This is a genomic window from Actinoalloteichus spitiensis RMV-1378, from assembly GCF_000239155.1.
GTDB classification, from domain to species: Bacteria; Actinomycetota; Actinomycetes; order Mycobacteriales; family Pseudonocardiaceae; genus Actinoalloteichus_B; species Actinoalloteichus_B spitiensis.
Genome location: NZ_AGVX02000204.1, coordinates 1 through 10,682 on the forward strand (window position 1 = coordinate 1; position 10,682 = coordinate 10,682).

At 75.7% G+C, this 10,682-nt stretch carries 9 protein-coding genes and 1 pseudogene; all 10 read right to left on the reverse strand.

Features of this window, described 5'->3' with window-relative positions; translation table 11 throughout:
• Positions 1 to 135: 135 nt before the first annotated feature.
• Complete coding sequence (locus ACTIDRAF_RS0210465) at positions 136 to 750, reverse strand: flavodoxin family protein (RefSeq protein ID WP_016698690.1); 615 nt, start codon at positions 748 to 750, stop codon at positions 136 to 138.
• A 29-nt stretch (positions 751 to 779) separates the two neighbouring features.
• Positions 780 to 1,961, reverse strand: coding sequence for an alcohol dehydrogenase catalytic domain-containing protein (locus ACTIDRAF_RS0210470; RefSeq protein WP_026065966.1), 1,182 nt, complete (start codon positions 1,959 to 1,961; stop codon positions 780 to 782).
• Positions 1,962 to 2,095: 134 nt separating this feature from the next.
• The gene (locus ACTIDRAF_RS28175) at positions 2,096 to 2,938 is read right to left on the reverse strand and encodes an SDR family oxidoreductase (RefSeq protein WP_085944838.1); all 843 of its coding nucleotides are present in this window, start codon (positions 2,936 to 2,938) and stop codon (positions 2,096 to 2,098) included.
• Positions 2,931 to 4,148, reverse strand: coding sequence for a glycosyltransferase family 9 protein (locus tag ACTIDRAF_RS28180; protein WP_016698694.1), 1,218 nt, complete (start codon positions 4,146 to 4,148; stop codon positions 2,931 to 2,933). The genes ACTIDRAF_RS28175 and ACTIDRAF_RS28180 overlap by 8 nt, the downstream gene beginning before the upstream one ends.
• Positions 4,139 to 4,894: an SDR family oxidoreductase gene (locus ACTIDRAF_RS0210485; protein WP_016698695.1), complete on the reverse strand. Its 756-nt coding sequence runs from the start codon at positions 4,892 to 4,894 to the stop codon at positions 4,139 to 4,141. The genes ACTIDRAF_RS28180 and ACTIDRAF_RS0210485 overlap by 10 nt, the downstream gene beginning before the upstream one ends.
• A 79-nt stretch (positions 4,895 to 4,973) precedes the next feature.
• Entirely contained in the window at positions 4,974 to 6,437 is a 1,464-nt protein-coding gene (locus ACTIDRAF_RS0210490; protein WP_016698696.1) for a PfkB family carbohydrate kinase, read from the reverse strand.
• A 248-nt stretch (positions 6,438 to 6,685) separates the two neighbouring features.
• Positions 6,686 to 7,288 (reverse strand): annotated as a pseudogene (locus ACTIDRAF_RS34880) (D-sedoheptulose-7-phosphate isomerase); the annotation flags it as partial.
• 44 nt (positions 7,289 to 7,332) lie between these two features.
• Positions 7,333 to 8,562 (reverse strand): glycosyltransferase, encoded by a 1,230-nt coding sequence (locus ACTIDRAF_RS0210500; RefSeq protein ID WP_016698698.1) that lies wholly within the window; start codon positions 8,560 to 8,562, stop codon positions 7,333 to 7,335.
• Between the two features lie 39 nt (positions 8,563 to 8,601).
• Entirely contained in the window at positions 8,602 to 9,657 is a 1,056-nt protein-coding gene (locus tag ACTIDRAF_RS34470) for a glycosyltransferase (RefSeq protein ID WP_083886222.1), read from the reverse strand.
• An 89-nt stretch (positions 9,658 to 9,746) separates the two neighbouring features.
• Complete coding sequence (locus ACTIDRAF_RS34475) at positions 9,747 to 10,382, reverse strand: D-glycero-alpha-D-manno-heptose-1,7-bisphosphate 7-phosphatase (protein ID WP_039786735.1); 636 nt, start codon at positions 10,380 to 10,382, stop codon at positions 9,747 to 9,749.
• Positions 10,383 to 10,682 lie beyond the last annotated feature (300 nt).

Below are 10,682 nucleotides of genomic sequence, written 5' to 3' on the forward strand. Positions count from 1 at the left end.
GCTCCCACCCCCGGCCCCGGGGCCTGCCGGCCGCACCCGCCCGGCATCCGTCCGCCTCGTGGCCGGTGCGGGTGGGGACGCGGCGCACCGCGGCTGGGCTCCGCCTTCGCGCCTCGGATCGCCCCGTGCGGCGGATCAGCTCGGGGGCACGGGGATCGGCGACCGCTGGAGTGCGCGGGCGACGGCCACCAGGTTGGAGGCCATCATGCGGCCCGTGCGGTGCGCCCACTCGTGCCCGTGGTCGACGTCCGGGTAGTTCGGGCCCGGCCCCGGCCCCATGTTCCAGTAGGTCCAGGACTGGCCGGGGACCGTGTAGCCCACGTCGATCAGCGCGCCGTTGGTCTCGCTGATCACGTGGTGCGCTCCGTCCTCGTTGCCGGTCACCACCACACCGGCCACCCGGTTGTAGGCCACCGGGAGCCCCGCGTCGTCGGTCTCGGACATCATCGAGTCCATCCGTTCCAGCACCTGCCGGGAGACCGAGGACGGCTGGCCGAGCCAGGTCGGGGTGGCGACGATGAGGATCTCCGACTCCAGCAGCCGGCGGTGGATCTCCGGCCACTCGTCGGCTCCCCCGAGGTCCGTCTCGACCCCGCGCGGGACCTCGCGGTCGACGACGCGGATCTGTTCCACGTCGACGTCGCGCTCCCGGAGCTCGTCCACCACCACCGAGGTGAGCAGTTCGGTGTTCGACTTGGCCGGGGAACGTTTCAGGGTGCAGCTCAACACCACGGCGCGCACACTGACCACTTCCCGTCTCGTATCGGTTCGCTTTCTCGTCAGACCGCGACGGCGACCTTCACCCAGCCGGGCTCCTTGTCGTCGAAGGTGTGGTAGGAGCGGATGACACCGTCCCAGTCGGTGAGTTGGGTGACCGAGGCGAGGGGGTCGACGACGCCGGACCGGACCATGCGCAGCAACTCGGGGATGTGCGTCCGGTGGTTGCAGTTCCCGAGCTTCACGGTCAGGTTGCGGTTCATCGCCGTCCCGATGGGCCAGCGGTCCATCGTGGGCGGGTAGACCCCGACGACTCCCACTGTTCCGGCCTTCGCCACCGCCCGCACCGCCCACTCCGAGGCCTGGCTCGGGGCGATGGGCGGCAGCTGGTCCCCTCCCTCGACGCCCGGCTCGGTGATCTCCCGCCGCTGTTCGGGGAATCCCTCCGGCGCGGCCCACGCCGGGGCCTCGGCGTCCACGCCCACCGCGTCGATGACCCGGTCCACGCCGATTCCGCCGGTCAGCTGGCGGATGGTCTCCACCGGGTCCTCGGTGTCGAAGTCGACGGTCTCGGCGTGCTGGGACCGGGCCATCTCCAGCCTGGAGGCCACGTGGTCGACGGCGAGGACGCGGTTGGCGCCCTGTTGCTGGGCGGAGGTGATGGCCAACTGGCCCACCGGGCCGCAACCGAACACGGCGACGTCGTCGCCGGGGGACACCTCGGCGAGCAGGGCGCCGAACCACGCCGTGGGGTAGACGTCGCTGACCACGATGGCCTGCTCGTCGGTGACCTCCTCGGGCAGGGCCACCAGGTTGACGTGGGCGAAGGGGATGCGGGCGTACTCGGCCTGGAGCCCGTCGACCGGGCCGGTCATCTCGGGCCCGCCGAAGAACGAGGTGCCGGCGAGGGCGCCCTGCGGGTTGGCCCGGTCGCACTGCGCGGTGTAACCGGCGCGGCAGTAGGAGCAGGTCCCGCAGCACAGCGTGGAGGGGATCACCACCCGGTCCCCTGGTCGGAAGTTCCGGACCTCGGGGCCGACCTCCTCGACCACCCCGACCCCCTCGTGCCCGAGGACCGTGCCGGGACGCATCCCGGGGAGGCTGCCCCGCACCATGTGCAGGTCGGTCCCGCAGATCGCGCTGACCGTCAGCCTGACGACCGCGTCGGTCGGCTCCTGGATCCGGGCGTCGGGCACCTGTTCCACGGCGATCTCGCCTGGTGCGTGCCACACGACGGCCTTCATCGGTACGTCCACCTCGTCTCGTCCGCGCTGCTTGTCGTCCTGCGTTCCTGGTCTCGCCCGCGCCGTTCCGCCGGCGGACACCGGGGCCGGTCCCCGGCGCCCGAACGGGTGGCGCGCGGTGCCCGGCGTTCCGGTCAGCCGTCGCGCCACTCGTCGGTGGGCAGGCGCAGGCCGGCCTCCGGCCCCATGAGCGCGAGCCCACCGTCCACGAGCAGCGAGACCCCGGTGATGTAGGAGGCCGCCGGGGTGGCGAGGAACGCCACCGCCGACGCGACCTCGTCGGCCGCGCCGGGCCGACCGAGGGGGACGCCGGGCCTCGGCTGCTCGGCGGGGTCCACCCCTTCCTGGTCGTTCATGCCGGTGCTGATCTCCCCGGGGGCCACCGCGTTGACCGTGATCCCGTGCCTGGCCAGTTCCAGCGCCAGGACACGGGTGAGCTGCCCCGCCCCGCCCTTCGCCGCCGCGTAGGGCGCGAAGCCGGTGCGGGGCAGGTGTTCGTGGATGCTGGTGATGGTGATGATCCGCCCGCCGTGCCCGGCGTCGATCATGCGTCGGGCGGCGCGTTGCGAGCACAGGAACACCGCGTCGAGGTTGACCGAGGTGACCTGCCGCCACTTCTCGTAGCTGGTGTCGATGCCGAGCGCGTCCGAACCGACCCCGGCGTTGTTGACGAGGACGTCCACGCCGCCCAGTTCGTCGGCGAGCTCGTCGATCACCGACGCCGCGTCGGGCAGGTCGGACAGGTCGGTCTGCCTGGCGAACGCCCGGCCTCCCCGGCCCTCGATCTCCTTGACGGCGTGCCGGGCGCGTTCGGCGTCGGAGTGGTAGGTGATGCCCACGTCGAGCCCGCCGCCGGCGAGGCTGACGGCGATCGAGCGGCCGATACCGGAGTCGCCACCCGTGACGATCGCGGTCCTCGGCAGGTCGGGCCACTGGTCGGGGTCTCGGGTTGGTGTGTCGGATACCGGATCAGTCATGCCCCCCGGGTACCCGGAGGTCCGGGCGCGCAACACGGGGCTGTGGGGAAACCTGGCGGGGCGGCCGGCCCACCAGTCGCTCGACCGCCCGCACCACGGTCTCCGGGGCGACGTCCGACAGGCACGGGTGCCCCGGCACCGGGCAGTGCCGTGCCCTGGTTCCGGCGCAGGGGGCGCGTTGGTCGCCGAGCAGGACCGTGGGGACCCGGTAGGGCGCCCATCTGCGGGCCGGCACGACGGGGGCGAACAGCGAGACCACGGGGGTGCCGTGCGCGGCCGCCAGGTGCGCCGGTCCGGTGTTGCCGACCACCACGGCGGACGCGCCGAGGACCAGCCCGGACAACTGCGGGAACGACGTCCGCCCGCCCAGGTCGAGGGCGTGGTCGCCGGCGACCTCCCGGGTCAGCCGCGTTTCGGTGGGACCACCGGTGACCACCACCCGGTGCCCCCGCTGGGCGAGCCGCCTGGCCGCCTCCCGCCAGTGCCCACCGGGCCACCGGCGGGCGGGGGCCGAGGCTCCCGGGTGCACGACGACGTAGGGGGCCGAGGCGGCCAGGGCCCGCACCGGTGGTGGGGGAAGCACCGCGAGGCGCCCGTCGTCACCGGCGGGCAGCGGGAAACCAGCGGCCTCGGCCACCAGGAGGGCACGTTCCGGCTCCGGGAGGTCCTCCGGGAAGTCCTCACCGGGGCGCAACCGGACGTCGAGCAGCGTGCCGGCGTAGTCGGAGGAGGCCGCGGCGACGCGGGGCACCCCGGCCAGCCGCAGGAGGAGCGCCAGCGGAAGCGCCGACTGGTGGAAGGAGGTGAGGACCACGGCCGAGTCGAGGGAGAGGCCGGCGAGCCGGGCCACCAGGGCGTCGACGTCGGGGCCGCGCACCGGGGGCGGGTCGGCGTCGATCCACGGGCAGCGCCACCGCAGCACCTGGTCGACCCCGGGAAGCTGGCGGGCCGCCCGCTCGCCCGCCGGCCCGCACAGCAGCGCCAGGTGGCTCGCACCGGCGGCGACGGCCCGCACGGCGGGGCCGGCGAGGAGCACGTCGCCGTCACTGTCCAGCCTGGCCACCAACACCCTGGGGCCCCGGGTGCGGGGCGCGGCGGCCCGTGGCCCCCGGACGCCCCGCGCGGATCCGTCCCCACCGGGCCGGCCGACCCGGTGGTCGCCCCGGTCCGGTGGGCGGCCGTGGTCCGGCGACGCACCGCTCACGGCCACGAGCCCTCCTCGGAGTGCGAGACCATCAACTCCCTGACCTCGCAGCCGGCGGGCTGCCGCAGGGCGAACAGCACCGCGTCGGCCACGTGCTCCGGGCGGTTGAGCCGGCTGTCGTCGGCGGGCCGGTACCGCTCCTCCCTGTCATCGAAGAAGCGGGTGCGCATCCCGCCCGGTACGACGAGGGTGACCCCGACCGAGCCGGCCAGCTCGGCGGCCAGCGACCTGGTGAAACCGACCACCCCGAACTTCGACGCGCAGTAGGCGGTGGCGTCCGGGACGGCGCGCAGCCCGAGGGTGGAGGCCACGGTGACGATCCGCCCCCGGTTCCGGCGCAGCGCGGGCACCGCCGCCCGGCAGACCGCGGCGGTGCCGAACAGGTTGACGCGCACGACCCGCTCCCACTCGTCGGTGGGGACGTCGACGAGCGCGCCGCACCGGTCGACCCCGGCCGCGCAGACGACGCTGTCCAACCCGCCCGCGCGGCGGGCGAGTTCCGCGACGGCCCGTTGGGCGGCGTCGGTGTCGGACAGGTCGGCGTGGACGAAATCCCGCCTCCCCTCGGGTCGGAGGGGGTCCGGCGGGGTGACCCGGTCGATGACCAGCGCGTGCCCGCCAGCGCGGGCGACGGCCTGGGCCACCGCTGCCCCCAACCCGGAGCTGCCCCCGGTCACGAGCACCCGTCCGGGGGAGGTCAGCCGGCGTTCCACGTGGTCGGGTTCACGGGCGGGCACGGTCGAGGTCGTCATCGTGGAACTCCTTCGTGGCCGGGTTCGCGCCTTGCGCGAACGGCGTGTCGTCGGCTTCCTCGGGCCGGGGGCCAGGCGGTCAGCCGTCCGAGGGCGCGGAGGGGACTCCAGGTGGTCGGGGACCCGGGTGGTCGCTCAGCCGGGCACCGGGGTCGGCGGACGGGGCCGAGGGTCCGGGCGGGGACCCCGCCCTGCGGTGGGCGGCGCCGAGCTGCGCGGCCAGCCCGGTGGTGGAACGCCCGGGGTGGTACGGGACCAGCGCGATCCGTCCGCCCCACCGGCGCACCAGTTCGGCCTCGGGCAGGTGCGCGAGGTCGTAGTCGGCGCCCTTGACGACGACGTCCGGCCGGAGTTCGAGCAGCAGGCGTTCCGGGGTGTCCTCGGCGAACACCTCGACGCAGTCCACGCACGACAGGGAGGCCACCATCTCGGCGCGGTCGTGTTCGGTGTTGACGGGACGGCCCGGGCCCTTGAGCCGCCGGACCGACTCGTCGGAGTTCAGGCAGACGACGAGCAGGTCACCGAGGGCCCTGGCGGCGGTGAGGGTGCGCAGGTGTCCGGTGTGGAGCAGGTCGAAACACCCGCTGGCGACCACCACTGTCCCGCCGGCCGCCCGGACCGAGGAGATCCGCCCCCGCACGTCCCCGCCGTGCGGGCCCGGGGCCCGGAGCCGACCGACCGCCGTGGCACCGCCGTCGTCGAGGAACGCGGCCGCCTCGCCGACCGCCGTGGTCACGGCGTCGTCGAGGGCCGCTCCCCCGGCCAGCGCGGCGGTGGCCGCCGCGGCGAACGCGTCTCCGGCGCCGCAGGGGTCGGGCACCGTGAGCCGAGGTGCCGGCACGGTCAGCGGGCCGTCGGCGCCGTGGTCGAGAACCGCCCCCCGCTCGCCGGCCGTGATCACCACGGCGTCGGCCCGCCACCGGTCGCGCAGCAGGCGGGCCTGGCGCTCGACGGTGGCGGCGTCCGCCTCCGGCACCCCGGCCTCGGCCGCGTTCGGGGTGATCAGGCGCAGCCCCGGCGGCGGGGCCGGTCCCCCCGGGTGGGGGTCCCACACGACGGGCACGTGCCGGGCTCGGGCGGCCAGCACCTCCCGGAGACGGGGATCGCGGGCCAGCCCCCGCCCGTAGTCGGAGACGAGGACGGCGTCGGCGGAGGAGACGGCGTCGAGCACGTCCGGGGTGGCCACCGGCGGCGGGCCCTCGCCTCCCCGGTCCGCCCGCAGCATCGGGTGCCCCGCCGAGCGGAACCTGGTCTTGACCACGGTCGACGGCCCTGGGCAGGTAACCAGCCGCAGGTGCTCGCGCAGGAGCGCCCGCAGCCGCCGACCCGCCTCGTCGTCGGTGAGGGCGGTGGCGAGCACGACCGTGGCTCCGCTGCGGGCGGCCAACATCGCGGCCAGGGCGGCGCCGCCCGGCCGCTCCTGTTCGGCGCGCACGTCGAGCACCGGTGCGGGGCCGTCCGGGCAGATCCGTCCCACCGGTCCGCTGACGTCGACGTCGAGCAGCGCGTCCCCGACGACCGCGATCACCGGCCCCCCGGTCACGGGCGGTTTCCTTCCCCCGGCCGCACCCGCCGCGAGGGCGGATGGCCACCGCCCCTCGCCTCACGGACGCCGTGGTCGGCCCCGGGCCGGCGGGGCGGGCTGGCGACGACCTCCGCCTGGTCCTCCGTGCCGCCACCCGGCGGCCGTGCCCCGGCGAGGTGCCCGTCGGCCGGGCGCCGCGCCCGGGGTTCGCCCACCGGGGCGGCGGCGTCCGCCAGTCCGGGGTGGACCCGCCCGTTCGACGGGGACGCGGCGGCCGGGAGCGCCCGCTCGAACATCACGCACAGCAGGTGGACGGCGACCAGGTGCGCCTCCTGCACGCTGGGGCAGGCGCCGGGCAGGGGGAGGGTCTCGTCGGCGAGTCCGGCCAACGGGTTGGGGAGCGCACCGGTCACGGCCCAGGTGAGCACCCCCATGCGGCGCGCGGCCTCGGTGGCCCGCAACAGGTTCTCGCTGCGTCCGCTGGTGGAGAGCAGCACCAGGACGTCCCCGCGCCGGGCGTGGGCCTCCACCTGCCGGGCGAAGACGTTGTCGTAGCCGTAGTCGTTCCCGATGGCGGTGACGCTGGAGGTCTCGGCGTGCAGCGCCAGGGCCGAGTAGGCCCGGCGGTCGCCGTCGAAACGGCCCACGAGTTCGGCCGTGAGGTGCTGGGCCTCGGCGGCGCTGCCTCCGTTCCCGGCGGCGAGCAGCCGGTGCCCGCGCGGGAGCAGCTCGGCGAGCCGCTGGCCCCAGCGGGCGAGGGTGGGGAGCTCGGCCCGCAGTGCCGACAGGGTGCCGGCGAGCTGGTCGAGGTGGTGGTCCCCGGTGCGACGCCACGTGTCCTCGGCGGGGTCGGTGCCCGGCGCGGGCACCGGGAGGCGGTGCTCGGGTACCTCGTGGGGGGCGATGTGGGGTCTCATGTCGCTCCTTCCACGGCCGGCGTGATCAGGGACGCGGGGGACGGTGGTGGCACCAGTCGCTGGTAGGCCAGCACCGTGTCGTAGGCGACGCGGTCCCAGGAGTAGCGGGAGAACGCGCGGTCGAAGCCGGCGAGCCCCAGCGCGTGGCGCCGGGCGGGCTGGTTGAGCAGACCCCGGAGCGCGGTCGCGAGGGCACGGGGGTTCTTGGGGGGCACGAGCTGCCCGGTGACCCCGTCGACGACGGTGTCCAGCAGCCCCCCGACGGCCGAGGCCACGACGGGCACGCCGCAGGCCATCGCCTCCAGCGGGACGATGCCGAAGGGCTCGTACCAGGGGGTGCAGGCGACGATGTCGGCCGACCGGAGCAACGCGGGCATGTCCTCGCGCGGAACGCGTCCGAGCAGGCGGACCCGGTCGGCGACCCCGCCCCGCAGGGCGCAGGACCGCAACCTGTTGGCTTCCTCGTCGTGCTCCAACTGGTCCTCGTCGGGGCCGCCGGCGATGAGGAGCTCGGTGTTCGGCACGGTCCGCAACGCGGCGATGAGCAGGTCGAAGCCCTTGCGGGGGATGAGCCGCCCGACGGTGACCACCCGGTGCAGCTCGTTCCGGTCGGCCACCGGCCCGTCGGGGTGGAAGCCGCTGGTGTCGACGCCGCAGGGCACGATCGCGACCTTGGTGCGGCGAACGCCGAGCACCCCGAGTTCGTGCACCTCGTCGGAGCAGCTGGCCACCACCAGCGCGCTGTCCCGGGCGATCATCCGCTCCAGCCGCAGGCGTTGCGGTGGGCTGGTGTCCCGGCTGCCCTGGTGGCGCCGCTTGACGTGTCCGAGCGCGTGGAAGGTCTGGGCGACCGGGATGCCCGGGCCGCGGCAGGCCAGCAGGCTGGCGAGCCCCGAGGTCCAGAAGTGGGCGTGCACGACGTCGGGCCTGGTCAGGGTGAGCTCGCCGAGCAGGTGGTCGGCGAACTCACCCATGTGCGGGAGCAGGTCGTCCCTCGGCAGCGGTTCGGGGGGACCGGCGGGCAGGTGCACCACCTCCACCCCCCGGTCGGTGGTGACGCGGCAGGGCTGGTCGGGTGAGTCCCGGCGCGTGTAGACGCGCACCTCGTGCCCCTGCCGGACCAGTGCCGAGGACAGCTCCGCGACGTGCACGTTCTGCCCCCCGCAGTCCTCCTCACCCGGCACGGCCAGTGGACTGGCGTGTTCCGAGACCATCGAGATCCGCATCCGGGACTCCCTCCTTCCAGGTCCTCACTCGTGGTTCCCTCACCCGGCAGGTGGGGCGTGGACCGTGGTCTGGCGGTCAGTGGCGGACCCGGCGCACCGACGCGGACCCGCGCGCCGTGGTCGCGGCCGCCCCGTGGCGACGGCCGCCCCCAGCACCCGGTCCCAGTCCCGGGTGAACGCGTCCACCCCGAACCGGGACAGGGCGGCCTGCCGGGCGCCGTCACCGAGCGCGCGGGCGAGTTCCGGATCGGCCCGGAGACGTCGGGCGGCGTCGGCGAGGACGTCGGGCCGGGTGGACAGGACTCCCGCCGTCGGAGGGACCACCTCGACGGCCTCCGTGCAGGCGAACCCCGCCACGGGCATGCCCAGCATCATGGCCTCGATCAACGCCAGTCCCAGCGAGGTCCAGCGGGGCGGGTGCAGGTAGAGGCGGCGGCGCGCCATCTCCTCGTGCAGCCGGGGCTCCCGGACGTCGCCCAGGGCCCGCACCCGGTCCGGCCCCACGCCCAGGTGGTCCGGGAGGGGGGCCGTGCCGAGCCCGAACACGTGCAGGGGGATGGTTCGGGAGAAGTCCACCAGCAGGTCCGTTCCGGTGACCCTGCCGCGTCGCACCGGTTCGTTGACGACCACGGCGGCGGCGTCCAGTTCCCCGCTGTAGCGGTGCCCCGGGTCGGGGACGCCGTGCTCGACGACGAGGGTGGGGGCCCGACCGCTGTCCCAGAGGAGCCTGTTGAAGTGCGTGACGTGGACGATCGGGATGTCCGCGCGGTCGGCCAGCGGGTGGCGGGTGTCGGGGACCCGGTGGCGGGGTGTGTTGTGCTCCACGTAGACGGCGGGCACGTCCCGCCCCGGCTGCCTGCCGAGCCACCGGGCGGCGAGTTCCAGTTCCTCGGGCCGTTGCAGGACGACGACGTCGACGTCGTGGTCGTGGAGGTCGCCGACCGGTACCTCCTCGGCGCGCTGCGGCCAGGCGCGGTCGGCCCGGCCGAGCCCCCAGGGGCCGGGTTCGGGGGTCCTGGGCAGCAGGACGTGGTGGCGGCCCTGGACGAAGGCGGTGGTCCACGAGCCGTGCACGTGCCAGAGGAGCACCCGCAGCGCACGGGCCGGGACCTCTCCCGCCACCGACGCGCGGGCGGAGGGGGGCGCCGGGGTGCGTGCCGTCGCGGTGGGGGGCGCGGTGCCGTTCACGACGTACCTCCCGTCGGCCGGATCCGGTCGTCGCCGGTGGGGGCGCGGCGGTGCGCCGACCCCCGCGCGGGTTGGGGCGGGCGACGCGGGACGTGGGCGGAGGGCGGCGCCCCGGCCGCGCCGCGCCGGGGGACGCCCCCCAGGAGCATCCGCAGCGCGTGCCGCAGGTCGTCGGCGACGCAGGGGGCCCGTCGGACCTCCACCTTCCTGGTCCTCCCCGTGGGCACGAGCACCCCGGTCCCGCCGGCCGCGCGCGCCGCGAGCACGTCGGACTCGATGTCGCCGACGAGCCAGGTCTCCGACGCCGGCACGCCCAGGCGTTCCGCCGCGGCCAGCACCAGCCCCGGGCGGGGTTTGCGGCAGGCGCAGCGTTCGTCCGGTCGGTGCGGGCACACCTGCACGGTGTCGAGACCGCCGACCAGCGCCGAGACCCGAGCGTTGACCGCGCGCACCTGCGGCCAGCTCAGCAATCCCCGGCCGATCCCCGACTGGTTTGTCACCAGCCCGACGGGTATCCCCCGATCGCGGAGGGCGCGGACCACGTGGTCCGCGCCGGGCCGCAACCGGACGGCCGCCGGGTCCCCGTTGTAGGGGACGTCCTCGACGAGGGTCCCGTCGCGGTCGAACAACACCGCGGCCGGGGTGGCCGGACGCGGCCGTGGCGTGGCGCTCGAGGAGTTCACGAGAACCGGCTTACCGGGGGGGTGATCGGTAAACGCTGCTTCTCCTCCTACTACTCACCGTGGTCGCGCGGTGGGGGGCGGTGCGGGTGGGCGGCGCCGCTGACCTGCGCGGCGACGTGGCGCCGGGCGGGTCGCCCGTCCGAGGGGACTGCGCTCGGTGTCCGGGAGGGCGCTGCTCCGGGACCCGGGTGGTGGCCGTGGCGGGCGCCCTCCGGTGGGCACGCGGCGGCCGGCCGGGGGACGCTGGGG

Coding starts and splice junctions, on each gene's coding strand:
- ACTIDRAF_RS28175 (WP_085944838.1), bottom strand. CDS start 2,938: ATGACTGATCCGGTATCCGACACACCAACCCGAGACCCCGACCAGTGG.
- ACTIDRAF_RS0210500 (WP_016698698.1), bottom strand. CDS start 8,562: ATGCGGATCTCGATGGTCTCGGAACACGCCAGTCCACTGGCCGTGCCG.
- ACTIDRAF_RS0210470 (WP_026065966.1), bottom strand. CDS start 1,961: ATGAAGGCCGTCGTGTGGCACGCACCAGGCGAGATCGCCGTGGAACAG.
- ACTIDRAF_RS0210485 (WP_016698695.1), bottom strand. CDS start 4,894: ATGACGACCTCGACCGTGCCCGCCCGTGAACCCGACCACGTGGAACGC.